Raw genomic sequence first — 18,641 nt, 5'->3', positions numbered from 1 at the left:
CCCCCTTAAGCCTTGACAGTGTCGTTGTCAAACACTTCATCACGACCAGTATTTACTTCATCTGGCTCAGCGATTGGTTCTGGAATGCTAGGCATTTTGATGGTTTTGTAGCAGTTGTATGCCATAACTAACATACCTGCAACATACAGACCACCACCTAGTGCACGAACCACGAATGGCCAATGTGATACCACAACAGTCTGGATGAAGTCATACGCCAACGTACCGTCTGGGTTAGTGGCACGCCACATCATACCTTGAGTGATACCTGAAATCCATAACGCAACGATATACAGAACTGTACCAGTGGTTGCTAGCCAGAAGTGTACGGTGATTAGGTTTGTTGAGTACATTTTTGCCTTGTTCCAGATACGCGGCAATAGCACATAAATAGAACCAATGGTAATCATACCAACCCAGCCTAACGCGCCTGAGTGAACGTGACCAACTGTCCAGTCAGTATTGTGACTAATGGCGTTCACCGCTTTGATAGATAGCATTGGACCTTCAAAAGTACTCATCGCATAGAACGACAATGCAACAATTAAGAAACGAATGATCGGATCAGTTCTTAGTTTGTCCCAGCTGCCTGATAGTGTCAATACCCCGTTAATCATACCACCCCAAGAAGGTGCGAATAGGATTAGCGAGAACACCATACCCAACGACTGAGTCCAGTCAGGTAGCGCTGAATAATGTAGATGGTGACCACCTGCCCACATGTATGAAGCGATCAGAGCCCAGAAGTGAACGATAGACAGACGATAAGAATAAACAGGACGACCAACTTGCACAGGAATGAAATAATACATCATACCCAAGAATGCTGCTGTCAAGTAGAAACCTACCGCGTTATGACCATACCACCACTGAACCATGGCATCTGTCGCACCGCCATATAGCGAGTATGATTTCAACATCCCCACTGGAATGGCAAGGTTATTCACGATGTGAAGTAGTGCAATGGTAATGATAAACGCTGCAAAGAACCAGTTCGCTACGTAGATGTGCGAAGTCTGACGCTTAATCAGTGTGCCAAAAAACACGATGGCATAGGAAACCCATACCAAAGCAATGGCAATATCAATCGGCCATTCAAGCTCAGCATACTCTTTGGCAGAGGTAAAGCCTAGTGGCAAAGTGATCACCGCAGCCACAATAACCGCTTGCCAACCCCAAAAAGTAAACCATGCCAAATAGGGTGCGAACAAACGTGTCTTACAAGTGCGCTGTACGATGTAATATGATGTTGCAAAAAGAGCCGAACCACCAAACGCGAAAATAACCGCGTTGGTATGTAACGGTCTTAAACGTCCAAAGGACAACCAAGATGTATCAAAGTTAAGTGCTGGCCATGCTAACTGAGATGCGATAAACACACCCACAGTCATGCCAACGATGCCCCAAAATACCGCCATGATGGTAAAGAAACGCACGATCGTGATTTCATATTCATGGTCAACATTCTGGGCTACTGCTGTGTTATTTAGACTCATTGGATATTTTCCTGTGCAGCCCGATTTATTTAGCGAGTTTTATTGTTTTGGCTAGTGCGTCAGCATGGCTGTCTAATTTGCGATAAACAATAAAATCGACGCTTTTTGATTCATATCTGTATATTTTAACGCAAAGTGCCACAAATATCATCAGATCAGAGCGAGTAACAGCAAAAAATCCTTAATTTTTATAAGGAAAACACAACAAAGATGGAAAATCTTAACACTGTGTGCGTTTAGCTTGCTTCTCGGATGAGTGGCTTAGCTTGCGTTGAGTGAATGTTCAATCCACCCACAAAGATTAATTCCATACTGATAATGTGGTATTACCAGTACTTTTCATCTTTTATTATACAACACAAATGTAATTTTTAGCGCATCTTTTGTAAAAATATTTGGATTTTTTGGCAATAATTTGGCATTTTTTCAAAATTTTCATCATTTTGACATGATTTAAAACAATAAAATACTGCTTTTAGACGTAATAATGAACGTTGATTTACGATATGCTTAACCTTTATTAACTAATTTAATCGCGCTTTTGCTAGTGCTTATAATTATAATATCTCATCTATCCCTCAAAAATCTCACATCAACCTATTTAATTGCATTAATTTAACTGCTTTTATACTCAATTTTGATTTATAATGCCTTTATGCACAAATTACCCATCCATTCACAAGGAGAATATTATGGCGCAATTTTTATCTCAAGCATGGTTCGACGAAGTTGCAGCTCTTAACGCACAATCCGGCGAACTTAATTTACCGCCCTCACTTGACTCACTGGTTCTAAATGCCACTGTCGAACAAGGCACACCTACCCTACTCCACCTAAGAGGCGGTAAAATCCATCAAGGTCATACCGATGACGCAGTCAGCACCATTATCATCGATGGCGACACATTGAGCAATACCATCAAGACAGGCGATACCAGTCTTGCCATCGAAGCATTCATGGTGGGCAAGATTCGTGTTGATGGCGACATGAGTGCAGTCATGGCATTACAATCTGCCAAGCCAAGCCCTGAGCAAAAAGCTTTATTCAAACAAATTCTAGCTATTACTAAATTCTAAATCAGTCTAATAGTACTTATAAACTAATATTTAACTGATAATTTTATAAGGCAACAAAAAAAACCGCCCATATGAGCGGTTTTTTTTGTTGTTTGAAAGGTACGATTATTGAGCTTGGTTGAAGTTCTGATAATCTTGGTTCATTTTGATTTGCTGAGTGCTGCCCTTTTGGGTAAAGGCATATACAGCAACGTTCACTTCTACGCGACGGTTTGGCTGCAAGCAGTTGATCAATGCTTGACGTGGCTGGTTGTCAGAACACTGATGGATTTGTTGCAGTTTACCTGCACCCGCTGCAGATATGGTCGCTGCGTTCACACCGCGTGAGATTAGGTAAGTACGAACAGTCTCGGCACGACGTTGTGATAGCGTCATGTTGTATTCGTGGCTACCTAGACGGTCAGTGTGACCTACTAAGTGGATGCGGCTTTCACCACGTTTTTCCCACTCTAGTAGCTGACGAGCCAGTTCGTCAAGTTTGGCACGACCTGCTGGCAACATGTCTTCTAGCTTATACTTGTCAAACTTAAACAACGCATCCGCCTCTAGGTTGATACGCTCATTAACGATTTCAACTGGTGCAGGTGGTGGTGCTACTGGCGCTGGTGCTGGAGTATTAATGATGATTGGTGCTGGGTTGTTGATGATTGGCTGAGGTGCTTTTGGCGGCTTGGCATAAGCAGCACACTCTTTTGGCAACCAATAAAACTCTTGACCACGGAAGTTTTCATCAAAGATAACTTTGTACTGACATACCTTAACGCTGTCATCAGCCTTATAAAACTTCATGATATAGTCCCACTCACGAGCACGACTAGATTCATTAAAGTGTGGACGACCAATCAATTGATACAATTCATCTTTGGCAATGCCAGGGCGAATCTTCATCAGATTTTCACGATTTGGAAACTGCCCATCTTTTTGCCATGCATCATCAAGCTTTGGAAAATGGATGTCTTCGGCGGCAATGGTACCCTCACTCGTGATATTTTGGCTGATTTGCTTAGTACCCATACAGCCAGTCAGTGCAAACATTGCAACGGTTAACGCACTTAGTGCGGTAATTTTTTTCATATTGTAATCCTGAATTGGCATACGCCAATGCAAATTAAGTGAATTAGAAAAATCCGGTAAATCCCACACCTTGGATAACCAAGATGTAGGATTTATTGGCTGGTTATGGATTAGAAGTGGAAACCTGCACCCACCGAACCGCCTGCTTTACCTTTGGTATCGGCAGAACCAGATACCTTCAGTACCCAGCGACCATTGTCAGAAAGCTTCGAGAAGCCAACTGCTACCGCACCTTCACCATTGTAGCTGGCGATACCACCAGTCAGCATTGACTTACCTGGAATGTAAGCCTGTGGCAGTGCTGCCATTGCCATGGCAGAAGACACACCAGCATTCGACTGATTGGCGACATCGTCAATGCGACCAGCCAATTGATTGGTAGCTCCCATCAACTGCCCCACATTCACCGCATCCGTCATGTCAACACCAGGGGCGACATTGGTGATGCGTTGACCACCGTTGTTCAAGCCTTGAGCAGTCAGGCTGATGGTGTTGGCAGGTGTTGCTGCGTTGATGGTCAGACCTGTTGTGTCAAGTTTGCTGTCACCTGTGGTGATGCTGTTGACTGCGATGTCATCGCTTAGTTTGACTTCAACAGTGTCACCTTGTGCCTGAGTGGTGATGTTCTTATCACCCTTGACATTTAGCGTGCTGCCCAGTTTTTGAGAGTTGGTAGCACCCTTGTCAGTGTTAAAGGTCAGACCTTGGTTATCCACCTTGTCTAATGCTTTCACACCTTTGGTAATGTCATCTTTGGCTGCTTGGGTGAGATCAACGGCAAAGCTTGTGGTATCAGCACCGTCAATGCTCGTTGTTTCACCTTGTTCAACAGCAATCAGACCTTGAGCTTTAGCAACGACTTTCGCTGAACGGTCTTTGGCGTTGATGGTGTAGATGTCTTGACCTTGAGCACCTTTGGTGCTGTCGATGCTGACATTGTTACCTGCTTTGACCTCAGTGGTGGCTGCTGCCTTAGCTTTGTTCAGCTGGCTGACATTAACTGCATCGCCATCCTCTGTACCATCGGCAACATTGGTGACTTTCTTATTGCCAGCGTTGATGCCATCTTGGTTGATGATCACATCACCGACTTTCACTTCATTAAAGCCAACTTTGTCTTTGGTAGCAACAGTTAGGTTACCGTTTTCATCTTGGGTAACATTGATGTTGTCACCTTGATTGATGCTGATGGTGTTACCTGCTTTGACCAGCTTACCATCTTGACCGTTGGCTTGTAGGGTAAAGCCTGAGTTGTTGATGGCGTTGATGGTGTCAGCTGCTGATAGGACTTTATCGCCATCAGTCTCTGCAATGCTAAGCTTGCCTTTGGCATCAACAGTTGCTGGTGCGGCTTTGGCCACATCAACGGTGTAGATGGTTTGACCTTGATCGCCTTGTTTTGAGGTCACTTTGGCAAAGCCTGTACCTTCAACCTCAGTCTTAGCGGCATTGATGCCTTTGGTCAAGTCAGCTTTAAGCTGATGGATTTGACCACCATTCACCGCATCTTTACTGCCTTCACTGATGTTACCATCGGCAACATTGGTGACTTTCTTATTGCCAGCATTGATGCCCTCAGGGGTGATATTGATGTCGCCGACTTTAAGTAGGTTATCCACTTGTAGCGTATCACCCACTTTCACAGTTTCAAACGCCACATCTTGCTTGGTAGCAACAGTTAGGTTACCGTTTTCATCTTGGGTAACATTGATGTTGTCACCTTGATTGATGCTGATGGTGTCACCTGCTTTGACCAGCTTACCATCTTGACCGTTGGCTTGTAGGGTAAAGCCTGAGTTGTTGATGGCATCAGCAACGGTTTTGGCGGTGACTAGGGCATTGCCTTGATCACCCTCAACAGTTACCTTACCAGCTTCATTACCACCTTGTGGGTTGGTGTTAAGCTTGGTGGTTTTGGCTGCGATCACAGTCTTGGCAGGATCTTTTGGATCTTGCTTGGTGGTGATGGTTTCATCATCCACATTCACATCAACCTTGATGGTAGAGGTCTTGCCATCAGTATTGTCCACAACCACTGTTGTGCCTGTGCCGTTAGCAAAGTTGACGGTGTCATAAGCTTTGACAAAGTCAGCTGCTTGGCCATTGGCTTGTAGGTTAAAGCCTGCATTTAGCACATCACCAACGGTAGCTGCGTTGTTGTAGATGTTAGCCAACTGTTGACCTTGTGGTGCAGCCTGCTCTTTGGTAGCATCAAAGATCGGATTGGTGGTCAATCTGCCATTAGGACCGACGATCATGTCACCTGCATTGTAAGTTGGTGTCAAGTTACCAGCAACATTAGCCAAGTTGGTTGGCTGCGTGGTGCTGCCTTTACCATTATTGATCGAAGCAATCACATCAGCAGGGTCGACTTTTTTACCATCTTTAGTGGCGAAAGTACCATCTGGTTGTTTGTACAGTCTGTTACCATAGACATCAGTGTAGACGACTGGTAATTGAGCAGATTCAACCAATGCTTGACTGTCGACCTTAATGTCATAGGCAAGGTTCTTACCGTCTTGACCATCGTTCAGGTCAACAACACTGATTGACTTATCGCTAGAGGTTACCGTCGTACGAGCGTCTTTAAGCTGCTTGACATTGACTGCATCAGTGTCATCTGTGCCTGCTTGAACATTGGTAACTTTCTTACCGCCAGCATTGATACCTCCTTTGGTGACGCTAGGACCATTGTCAATGGTTAGGCCATTGTCTGTTAGGACGGTATCACCAATGGTGATTGAGCCATCTTTGGTCAGATCAATGTCTTTTGACAATTGAATTTCTAACGCATCGGTGCCATTTGCCTTGACATTGATGTTGCCTGTTGCACTGTCAAATCTGCCAGATTCGGTTGCATCAACACCTTCACCGATAATCTTAACCACAGAGTTAAGCTTATGACGGTTTAGCTCGCCATTGTTACCAGTAAAGATCAAGCCGTCATTTAGGCTAGCGACTTCCTCGGTCTTAGTGCTGCCATCTTTGTCTTTGGTTTCGTACACGATGCGAGTTTGACCATTTTTACCTGGCAATCCATTCTCACCATCTTTACCATCAACACCTTGAGCACCGTCTGCAGCTTTGAAGGTTAAGCCATCTTTGCCATCTTTGCCATTAAGACCAATAGAGCCATCTTTGCCGTTTAGGACAATGGCTGAGCCGTCTTTGCCATTGATGCCAAGTTTGCCATCAACACCGTCTTTACCATCTTTGCCGTCTTTGGCACCGATTTCAAGCGTTGGGTTTAGGCTAACTTTCAAGGCATGACCTTTTTTGCCATCTTGACTTGTCACTTCAACCACTTCGGTGTTGATGTTGTCATCACCGGTGATTTGAGCGGTGGTACCTAGGCTTTGCTTAAACTCTTTACCTGCTTTGTCTTTTAGACCATAAGCATTGGTAGAGACTGTCGTGATGGTGTCATTGATGGTGTCTTTTAGATCACCGACATTCACGGCATTGTTCAGCGTATCGCCAGTCGCAGTCTTGATCGCGTTTGCCACATCTTTGGCTGTTTGGCTGCCATTGTCACCTGTTGGAGTAACTTTACCGCGTACACCGCTGGCAATGTTGGTGACTTGTACTGGTGAGTTATCTTTACCGTACAATTTCACTGTATTGCTTGGGGTGGCGGTGTCAGTTGCGTCAGCTTCATTGCCACCTACATAAGCGATTGGGCTGTCCACTTTGATGGTGGTTGTGCCAGTTGCTGGGTCGTTGTCAGTCACAACGGTTGTGCCACGACCATTGATGAAGTTCACTGAATCAGCATGGCTGATGACATCAACAGGCTGACCATTGTTCTGTAAATTCCAACCTGCATTTAATACATCGCCTACGGTTGCAGCATTATTCACCTTGCCAGCCAAGCTGTCTTTACGGTTTTGTGCTGGAACTTCTGTGGCAATTCCATTATCCACCAGATTTGATTTGACATTGGTGATGCTGTTGCCACCGTTGTTTAGACCGTTGACAGTCAAGGTAACGATGTCATTTGGCTGAGTTTTAGCATCCACACCATTTGGTACGATGAAGACACCAGAGCCACCAACGCCTGTTTTATTACCGCCTTGGTCGGTAAATACAGCTGTTGTTAGGTCTAGGTCATCTTTGGTTGCAAAGGTAACCTGACCACCTTGCTGAGTCAGCTTGATGTTCTTACCTGCTTTTAAGCCCAGCTTTTCACCTGAAGATACCAAGAATGGCTCATCACCCTCAACTTCACCTGACTCATCGTCTGCTTTATCCACAGTCAATACAAAGCCTGAGTTGTTGATGGCATCAGCAACGGTTTTGGCGGTGACTAGGGCATCGCCTTGATCTTCTTTAGCCAGCTTAACCTCACCCAGGTCATCAGCGTCAATGTTACTGATGTCAGTGTTGACGGTTAGGTCGGTGGTGTTGGCTTTAACCGCATTGCCTTCAACCTTAATGGTGGTGCCATCAGTTTTCACAGCAAGCTTAGATGCTGAATTATCAGCTGCCTGCTTAAACTCAAGACCAGCGTTTTCATCAATGTTGATGCCAACGCCATCTGTATCAACCATGATGCCTTTTTGGCGATTTGGCTTCACATCAAAGGTGATGGTGCTTGATTGACGGGCTTCATCTGTGTTGACACGAGCTGTCGTACCATTACCATCAATGATGTCTAGCGTGTCAAAGGCTTGGACGAAGTCTTTGCCAACACCTCTTTCTTTTAGGTTAAAGCCTGCGTTTAGTACATCACCTACGGTAGCAGCGTTGTTTTGGATGACATCAGCATTTTTTGGTTTGTCCGAATGGAATGCTGGTTTGTCATCAATCGTTGGTTTGATGGTGATGTTGTGAGCAACATTTGCCAAGGTCATTGGGGCTTGTTTGGTTTCGCCATTGCCATTGTTCATTGAGGCGATGACTTGGTCGTTCTCAACCTTGATGCGAGAAGCGCCACCGTTTGGAGCAACTTGATAGAACGCACCATCTTTCTTCACAAGCTTATTACCCTTCTTATCAGTATAAACTACTGGTAATTGAGCGTTTTCAACCAGGCCTTGGGCGTTGATGTTCAGCTTAATGGTGCTCTTATTGGAGTTGGTATCATTCTTGATGTCAACTTTAGAGAAATCACCATCAACGAAGTCGATCGTATCATACGCACGGATGAAGTCTTTGGCCTCGCCATTGGCTTGTAGGTTAAAGCCTGTACTTAGTACATCTGATACATTGGCTGCACGAGACAGCTTACTTGGATCAGCTTTACCACTTGAAATATCCAAATCTGGAGAAATGGCTTGCTGTATGGCATCAATACCTAGGCGTGGTAGGTTATCACTTAACCCCGTGATGATGTTTTTCTCACGACCAGTCTCGCCCTCACTGGTGATTTTGATGGCGGTTCTACCATCTGTAGTGTCGCCCACAACCACACCTTGCTTAGCAGAGACATTATTAAAGACCACATCATCAGTGGTGGTGATGCGAACTTTACCACCTGCTTGTGTGACAGAAATGTTATCACCGGCTTCCAGGGTTACTTTTTCACCAGCTTTGATCAGTGCAGAATCACCAACTGCTTGCCCATTACCATCTTGAGAAGTCTCCAGGGTAAAGCCAGAGTTATTGATAGCGTTGGCAACGGTATTGGCAGTGACTAGGGCATCGCCTTGATCACCCTCAACAGTTACCTTGCCAGCTTCATTATCACCTTGTGGGTTGGTGTTAAGCTCGGTGGTTTTGGCTGATACTTGACCGTCTTTGACCTCAATGGTTTTGTCATCAGTATTGATATTAATCTTAACTTTGCTTTGGGTTTGATCATCATTTGTCTCAATCTCAACACTTGTTGCATTGCCTTTAACAAAGTCGATCGCATCAAATGCCTGAACAAAGTCCTTGACCGTACCATCTTGACGCAAGTTAAAGCCTGCATTTAACACATCACCAACAGTAGCCGCATTGGTTAAGCTGCGTTCATCAAACACTGGCTTATTCGCATGAGTCAACTTATTATCCAGCACTGGCTGTGGCTGAATGTTGTGCTTTAAGTTGTTAAGCGTCATTGGCTCTTGAACAGAGTTGTTACCATTATTTAATGATGCGATTACCTCATTAGGATCAATCTCATTGTTGCCATTGGTTAGTGGTTTGCCTGTCAATGGATTCACACGCACAAACTTGCCATCTGCAGTTTTTGCCAGCTTATTGCCTGCCTTATCAGTATAAACCACTGGCAATTGAGCATTTTCAACAATGCCTTGGGCGTTGACATCAACCTTAATGGTATTTGCTTGGCCATTTTCACCTGGCGTCAATGTTACTGTGGTTAAGTCACCGTTAACAAAGTTAACTTTATCACCAGCTTTTACAAGCTTATCATTATTACCATTAGCTTGGACAGTAAAGCCTGAATTGTTGATGGCATTGGCAACGGTTTTGGCGGTAACCAAAGCTTCACCATCAGCTGGTGTGTTAATCTTACCATTGTCATTTGGCGTTAAGGTTGTGGTTTTGGCTTTAATTTTACCCTCATCACCTTTAGTGATGGTAACATCATCTGTATTGACAGACAGATCAAAGGTTGTTGCCTTGGTCGATGGATTGACGCTTTGCTGGACAAAAATAGAACCATCTTCAGAAGTCACATGCTCCGCACTTTGTGCCATGCCATTTAATAGCTGGCTGACATTCACCGCATCACTTGGATCAACCCCATCGGCCACATTGGTAATGCGAGTATCACCAGCATTAATGCCTGTAGGACCGATATGTACATCGCCCATACGCACACCATGTTCATCAATCATGACATTGCCATACTCTCCGCCAACACTCAAACTGTTGAAGATGGCATCTTTGGCTGTATTGATGGTAAATTTACCCCCATCACGACTGATTTCAATATTTCTGCCATTTGTCAATTCAAGCGTATCGCCTGGATGAATCACTTCGCCAGCATCGCCATTTGCTTTAGCAACAAAACCTGAGTGATTGATGGCGTCAACTATTGACTTGGCATTTACCAAGCTATTTTCATCATCAGTGTCTGGTTCGACAAGTTTACCATCAGCAGTGGTCGCCAAATTGGTGGTCAATACGGTCAGACCGTTTTCATCCACATACAATGGATTGCTGTCTTCATCTCTTAGCTTGATGCCCAACAAGCCACCTTTTTCTTGATTAATCTCCAGGCCTTTTGCTGGATCGAGGTTGAGGTCAACTCTGATGGTATTTTTCTTATCACCTGCTGGTGAGTCAACCATCACTCTGGTACCCTGTCCATCAACAAAATCAATGGTGTCATAGGCTTTCACAAAGTCTTTGGCCACACCATTTTCTTGTAGGTTAAAGCCTGTTGATAGAGCATCTGCAACAGTGGCTGCACGAGACAGTTTGAGTGAATCAGCATCTTTACTTGAGATGTCCAAGTCTGCAGAGATGGCCTGTTGTGTCGCAGTGCCCCCTTGGCGTGGTAAGGTGTCGCTTAGACCAGTGATGATGTTTTTCTCACTACCTGCCTTACCAGTACTTGTGATTTTGACGGCTTTTCTACCATCTGTAGTATCACCTACAGTTAGGCTGTTTTTAGCCATGATGTCATCAGCAAGCACATGCTTGAACACAACATCATCTTTGGTTGCAATGCTAACACGACCACCTGCTTGAATAACACTCATGTTATCGCCAGCATCAATGATGACTTTTTCACCTGTCTTAATCAGCTCTGACTCACCAGATGCTTGACCTGTACCACTTTGTGAAGTTGCAAGGGTAAAGCCTGAGTTGTTGATGGCATCAGCAACGGTTTGGGCGGTGACTAGGGCATCACCTTCACCATCAGCTGGTGTGTTAATCTTACCAGTTTGATTTGGTTGAAGCTCGGTGGTTTTGGCTGCAACTTTACCGTCAGTGGTAAGTTGAATGGTCTTATTATCCACATCAACACTTACGCCACGATCATCAATAGATAAACCACCATTATGCTTGGCCTTCACATCAACTTTGATGGTGCTAACTTTACCTTGACCATCAGTCTCAACGATCGCCATGGTGCCCTTGCCATCGACAACATTCAAGGTGTCAAAGGCTTGAACAAAGTCCACATCTGTCTTGTTATTCTTCAGGTTAAAGCCAACTTTCATCACATCTTCAACGGTCGCTGCATTATTTTTGACGGTGTCAAAATCAGCTGGTTTATCAGCAGTTACTTGTGGACCATTACCCAAAGGCTGTTTAAGGTTAATGCTGCTTTGAACATTCGCCAAGGTCATTGGGGCTTGTTTGGTGTTATTAGCACCATTGTTTAATGAGGCGATGACTTGATCTTTTGGTGTCTTATCTCTAGCTCTTTGTCCATTATCAAGCAGCTGATAGAATTCATCACCTACCTTGGTCAGCTTATTACCTGCTTTGTCAGTATAAACTACTGGTAATTGGGCGTTTTCAACAATGCCTTGGGCGTTGACATCAACCTTAATATTATTTTGGCCATTTTCACCTGGCGTCAATGTTACTGTGGTTAAGTCACCGTTAACAAAGTTGACTTTATCACCAGCTTTGACAAGCTTGCCATCTTTACCATTAGCTTGGACAGTAAAGCCTGAGTTGTTGATGGCATTGGCAATATCACCAGCAGTAACTAAAGCGTTTTCATTACCACCATTTGGTGTGTCAATCTTACCATTGTCATTTGGCGTTAAGGTTGTGGTTTTGGCTGATATCTTACCAGCTTCATTGATTTGAACGGTTGTGGCATCCACATCAACTTTTAAGCCATTATTACCCTCAGTAGTGATACCGCCTTTATCAGCCAATTTGACTTTAAGCTTCTTATCACCGCCTAAAACACTGGTATCATTGTCAACAGCCAAAGTATCGGCATCAATATTTAGCTCAAGACCGCCATCCGCTTTGTTAAACTGCAATGGATTGTTAGCGTCTTTGTGCAAGTGAATGCCTACACCACCTGGGGTTAGCTCAATGCCTTGGGCTTTATTGGCTTTCACCGCAATGTCAATGCCATTGGTCTTTAAGTTGGTGCTGGTAGTAATACCACCATTTTCTTTACCTTTAACAGGTAGGTTGTCTCCCAACTTAACAGTTGCTTTACCGCCTTGGTCAGCCTCTACGGTAAACGGCAAGCCAGCCACAGCTTTTAGCTGAGCGACATTGACCGCATCAGTATCGGCGGAACCTGCAGCGACATTGATGATTTGGCGAGTGTTGTCTTGATCACCCACCGATACCGCACCTAGGTTGCCTTTGACGGTGTCTTTAATCGCCTGATTGAGCGGCTGGGTAGTTCTGTCAGCTTGAGCAGCCTTGGTTAATGGCGTGTAGATTTCGTTATGTTCAGGATTTGCCACTTGGTTATTAGTGACTGGCACCTGAATTGCATTACGATCCGCCACAGAGAGCGTGCCCAATGCCACACCGCCAATCGCTTTAGCTTGTGAAGCTGTACCTAATGCTGTTGCGGCAACATCAGTTGCGATTGCACCACGACCTAATGCCGTTGCTGTTTCATCGGTAGCTCTCGTATCAGCATCACCGATTTGAATACCTTTGTTATCAGCAAATTGAACGCTATTTAAGCCTTTAACATCAGGGTTTAGAGCGACTTCGATCGTACCCTCAGTGGTGTTGATGGTGGTGGTGATGTTTTTGTCATCAGCCTTATCACCTGTCTTACCACCCTTGATACCAACGATGCCTTGATCAAGTGCCTTGGCATTTTCTTTGTTGGTGGCGGTATTAGTTGCACCATCAGTTGGCGGTGTGCTGTCTTCATCAGCATAGTACTTGGCTTTTGCTTCGGTGAGCTGTTTGACATTGACCGCGTCGTTGTCTTGTTCACCTTTCGCTACATTGCTGATCTTGATTGGTGATTCACCATCATTAGCCGTTACTTTGATGCTATAGCCATCATCACCATTACGCAACTGTGGTCCAGTATCACCAAGTTTGACGATGTCTGAGGTAACACTGCTAAAGGTCGCATGATCTTTGGTAGCAATGCTGATCTTGCCATCTTCTTGCTTAAGCTTGATGTTTTTGCCAGCGTCAATGGTAACTTTTTCACCGGTCTTAACCAAGTGATCTTTTTCACCTTCAACCTCACCGTCGCTCTTCGAAGCAGTCACAATAAAGCCAGCTTCGTTGATGGCTTTGGCGACATTACCAGCGGTAACCAAGGCGTTTTCATTATCACCATTTGGTGCGTCGATCTTGCCAGTTTGTGTGTTTGGTTTCAGTTCAAATGTCTTAGCTGCAACTTTACCGTCAGGTTTAATCTGAACGGTTGAGCCGTCAACATCAACTTTTAGACCCTGATTACCTTCAGTAGTGATACCACCTTGCGGTTTGATTTTGACTTTAAGCTGCTTGTTACCATTATCACCTGCAACTTCTAGTGTATTCGGATCGATATTAAGGTTTAAACCCTCATTACTTACAGTCAATGGGTTTTTAACACCATTAGTATCTGGTTTTAGCTTAATACCGATACCCTGATCAGTTACCTGAATACCCTTAGACTCATCTGGATTGACAGTAAGTTGGTTACCTTCAACTTTAACACCTTTATTGTCAACATTGACAGACACACCATTTTGATCAACGGTCAATGCGCCATCATCAGCTTTTGGCTTAACTTTCACGCCATCAGCGCCAACTTCGATACCATGACCAGCTTTCACAGCAATGTCGATACCATCTTTAGCAGCATTCACAGAAGTTTCAATGCCGGCATTTTGCTTACCATTGATTTTTAAGCTATCGCCAAGATTGCGACTGACTTTTTTGTCATCTTCTGTCGTACCACCATTATAGCCCTTATCCGCTTCAAATAAGCGTGGCTTGGCTTGCAGTTGCTTTTTGCCATTTGCATCTGCGATGGTAAATTGATCACCAACATTGATGTTTAGGCCTTGTCCATCAACAGTTAATGGGCCTGCTGGATTGACATTGATGCCAATGCCGTCTTGATCAACGGTTACACCTTTGGCATTGTTTGGCTTAACAGCAACACCATCAGCAGTAACTTCAACACCGCCATTTGTTTTTGGCTTAACGCTTACACCATTGTTGTCAACAGTGATGCCGTGATGTGGTTTGACAGCAATGCCATGGCCATTATTAGCATCAAACTCAAGACCTTTGTTTGGAGCTAGGTTGACAGCGACCTTACCGCCATTAAACTTAACACCGGCCTGATCATCAATATTGACACCAACACCTTCAGCGGTAACCTCTACGCCCTTATTGGCATTTGGCTTGACTTCAATCTTGCCATCATTACCAAACTGAACGCCTTTTTGATCGTTGATCTTAACGGCAACACCGCCGGCACCGACTTCAACACCTTTCGTGCCGTCAGGCTTAACTTCAAGCGTTAGACCATTGGAGGCTATATCAGTTCTCGTGACTATACCGCCATTTTCTTTGCCTTTTACAGGGAAACGATCACCAAGCTTGACAGGCACTGAACCACCTTCATTAGCTTCTACAGTGATTGGCAAGCCAGCCAATGCTTTTAGCTGTGCGACATTCACCGCATCAGTATCGGCAGAACCTGCAGCAACATTGATGATTTGGCGAGTATTGCCTTCATTACCTACCGATACCGCACCTAGGTTGCCTTTAACGGTTTCGGTGATGGCGGTATTTAATGTGCTTGTCTCCGGATGATCAACTTTGACATTTTCGGTCAATGGTGAATAAACTTGGTTTTGGTCCTTGTTTGGCTCACGACTAACTGTCTTCGCAACTGCATTAATCGCATTACGATCCGCCTTAGACTCAGAGCCTAGTGCAACACTACCAGGTGCTGTGGCCTTGGCATTGACACCAGCTGTGACGGACTTATCACCTGTTGCACCGGCTTTTTCGTCGACTTTGCCTTTGTTTTCATTTTCTGTGCCTTGACCTTGGTCAGGTTGACCAGTATTGACATGGACATACATGTCTTTGTTTGGTCCTGGTTCGCCTTGCTCACCTTTAGGACCTTGGATACCTGGTTCACCTTTGTCGCCTTTAGGACCGCGTTCGCCTTGATCTCCCTTAGGACCACGATCGCCAGTTTCACCTTTGTCGCCACGAGGACCTTGTGGGCCTGCTGGACCAGTTTCACCACGGTCGCCTTTGGCACCTGGGGCACCATCCTGACCTGCTGGACCTCTTTCGCCTGGTAAGCCTTGCTCACCTCTAGGACCTTGGATACCTGGTTCACCTTTGTCGCCTTTAGGACCGCGTTCGCCTTGATCTCCCTTAGGACCACGATCGCCAGTTTCACCTTTGTCGCCACGAGGACCTTGTGGGCCTGCTGGACCAGTTTCACCACGGTCGCCTTTGGCACCTGGGGCACCATCCTGACCTGCTGGACCTCTTTCGCCTGGTAAGCCTTGCTCACCTCTAGGACCTTGAGCACCCTCAGGACCTCTTTCGCCACGAGCACCGGCTGGACCGGCTGGACCAGTTTCACCACGCTCACCGCGTTCGCCAGGAGCACCCGGATCACCTTTTTCACCGCGAGGACCTTCTGGACCTTGTTCACCACGAGCACCGGCTGGACCAGCAGGACCCATTGGACCTTGAGCACCAGCTTCACCATCTTTACCTGGGGCACCGTCAGCACCTTTAGGACCGGCAGGACCTGCTGGGCCTACTGGACCTCTTTCGCCTGGTAAGCCTTGCTCACCTCTAGGACCTTGAGCACCCTCAGGACCTCTTTCGCCACGAGCACCGGCTGGACCGGCTGGACCAGTTTCACCACGCTCACCGCGTTCGCCAGGAGCACCCGGATCACCTTTTTCACCGCGAGGACCTTCTGGACCTTGTTCACCACGAGCACCGGCTGGACCAGCAGGACCAACATCGCCACGTTCACCGGCTGGACCGGCTGGACCAGTTTCACCACGCTCACCGCGTTCGCCAGGAGCACCCGGATCACCTTTTTCACCGCGAGGACCTTCTGGACCTTGTTCACCACGAGCACCGGCTGGGCCTGCTGCACCTGCTGGCCCTGGAGGACCTTGCTCCCCTCTTTCACCATTTGCACCAGCAGGACCACGAGGACCTACAGGGCCGATAGGACCAGCTGGACCAGCTGCACCGGCAGGACCAGGATCGCCGTTTTCACCCTTGTGACCGCGTGGGCCTTGTGGACCAGCTGGACCACGAGGACCGGCTGGGCCTGCTGCACCTGCTGGCCCTGGAGGACCTTCTGGGCCAATTTCACCGCGTGGACCTTCTAAACCAGCTGGACCACGAGCACCGTCTCGTCCATGGCGAATTTCTATCTCTTCTTGTGGGCTGCCAGGGTTATTAATGATGAGCTTATAGCCTCGATCGCCATCTAAATTCTGTTTAGTGATTCTAGGGCCAGCTTGTTGACCATCAGGTTGTCTGCTAATGGTAATGGTTCTAGTACCACCATTATTAGAACCCTGTATTGTAATGCCTTCACCAGCTTTAAAATTGACAGTATCGCCCCATCTTACATTGTTATTATGAGAGCCAGCATTGACTGGGGTGTCATTAGCTTGTAGCTTCCAACCACCTCTATCAACAATATGATATAGCTGGCTACCATTGATGGCGTCGGTAGAGGTAGCATTGATCAGACCAGCTGCGACATTTTGGATACGGCGTTCTTTGGTTTTTCCATTATAATCAACACCGGCATCACCTGGTGCACCAACGGATACCACGCCCCATGGCTTGGATCCGGCAAAACCATTGTATGTGATGTTATTGATATTGGCTGCAGATACAGTTCCATCACCATCTGTTGCTCTACTTTTAGCGGTATAAGCTGAGCTGGCACCTAGGAATACGGAGTTGGCGTGGGTATTGGTAACATTAGAACCTAGTACATAGGTGTTAGGAGAGGTGGTGTTACTATTCGAGCCGATGACGACTGAGTTTTGACCTTTTGCTTTTGCTGAATGGCCAAGAGCGATGGCGTCTACTTTTGTGTTCTGACCTTGCTGACCAGCCTCAGCATCTGTACCTATTGCTAAGCTATTATTCGTCCAGGCCTTAGAGTTCACACCGCCTGCAAACGCACCCTCGCCGACCGCTCGGGTACTGATACCTAAGGATACAGCAGCTAGCCCCTCTGCCTTGGTACGCATACCAAAGGCTTGGGACAAATCACCCAGTGCCTGTGATTGCACACCAATCGCGGATGAGCCATCTCCTTTAGCATGGGTTTTGCGATAGTCGCCAGCTGTGATGGTATCACCCTTGGATAGTCTAGTATATTGTGTAGCAGCATTGCTCCCAGAAACCCTATCTAAATCATCACCGCCAATAGCGATGGATGAGTTACCCTGAGCCCAAGTATCTGCACCTACTGCGACAGATTGGTCGCCAGAAGCGCGAGCAAAGCGACCTAAGGCGACTTGCTGGTTGTATGTTCTAACATTTCCAGCATTTTCTGGTCTAGTACTGGCACCTGCACCAATAGCAATACCAGAGTTTGTCGGAGCGCAAGCAATACCAAAATCATCGCCAATACCAGCACCAATGGCAATCGAAGCAATGTTTACCTTATCTCCTACCCTACCAGCACTCCCCATTCTGCCTCGATCTATTGCACTACCACCACCCTCATAACAGTCCAAATTTACGCTAGCATGGTTTGGAAGATTTCTAACATCACTTCGGTTGGCACCATGAGGTCCAACCTGACCATTAGAAATTACTGTAGCCGCCATCGCTGACTCAGTCATCAGCAATGCAGAGGCGATGACGGTCAGGCGAAATGCCACTGATTTGGTGGACTTTACGCCACCATTGACGGATGAGCCGCCCACCCGTGTGTGCGACTTGGCAAACTCGGCCACCGCTTGATAGGTGCCAGTTGCCTTATTATAGACAATTTTATATATACTATTCATATACAATCCTCAAGGGTTGAAAAAAGCTTTACAGGCTGGCGTACAGACTGTAAAGAAGTGATTGATTAATACAAACACCAGTAGCGGCACCCATGATCAGGTCATAAGAG

The 18,641-nt window shown here is 46.0% G+C and carries 4 protein-coding genes; 1 reads left to right on the top strand and 3 read right to left on the bottom strand.

Going from position 1 to position 18,641, the window contains the following annotated elements:
* Positions 1-5: 5 nt before the first annotated feature.
* On the bottom strand, positions 6-1,496 hold the full coding sequence (gene ccoN / locus AAX10_RS02785; RefSeq protein ID WP_046699765.1) for a cytochrome-c oxidase, cbb3-type subunit I: 1,491 nt from the start codon (positions 1,494-1,496) through the stop codon (positions 6-8).
* A 692-nt stretch (positions 1,497-2,188) separates the two neighbouring features.
* Between ccoN and AAX10_RS02780 the strand changes: the two genes are divergently transcribed.
* Entirely contained in the window at positions 2,189-2,572 is a 384-nt protein-coding gene (locus AAX10_RS02780) for a hypothetical protein (protein WP_046699764.1), read from the top strand.
* Between the two features lie 105 nt (positions 2,573-2,677).
* Here AAX10_RS02780 and AAX10_RS02775 read toward each other — a convergent pair whose 3' ends face one another.
* Entirely contained in the window at positions 2,678-3,646 is a 969-nt protein-coding gene (locus AAX10_RS02775; protein ID WP_080947003.1) for an OmpA family protein, read from the bottom strand.
* Between the two features lie 110 nt (positions 3,647-3,756).
* On the bottom strand, positions 3,757-18,531 hold the full coding sequence (locus AAX10_RS10035) for a YadA-like family protein (RefSeq protein ID WP_158580290.1): 14,775 nt from the start codon (positions 18,529-18,531) through the stop codon (positions 3,757-3,759).
* Positions 18,532-18,641: the final 110 nt, after the last annotated feature.

Origin of the sequence: Moraxella bovoculi (genome assembly GCF_000988745.2) — a bacterium.
GTDB classification, from domain to species: Bacteria; Pseudomonadota; Gammaproteobacteria; order Pseudomonadales; family Moraxellaceae; genus Moraxella; species Moraxella bovoculi.
This window is presented reverse-complemented; position numbering and strand designations above follow the sequence as displayed.

Bases quoted from the DNA above. Each gene is read 5' to 3' on its own strand.
- AAX10_RS02775 (WP_080947003.1), bottom strand. From the start codon at position 3,646: ATGAAAAAAATTACCGCACTAAGTGCGTTAACCGTTGCAATGTTTGCA.
- AAX10_RS10035 (WP_158580290.1), bottom strand. From the start codon at position 18,531: ATGAATAGTATATATAAAATTGTCTATAATAAGGCAACTGGCACCTAT.
- AAX10_RS02780 (WP_046699764.1), top strand. From the start codon at position 2,189: ATGGCGCAATTTTTATCTCAAGCATGGTTCGACGAAGTTGCAGCTCTT.
- ccoN (WP_046699765.1), bottom strand. From the start codon at position 1,496: ATGAGTCTAAATAACACAGCAGTAGCCCAGAATGTTGACCATGAATAT.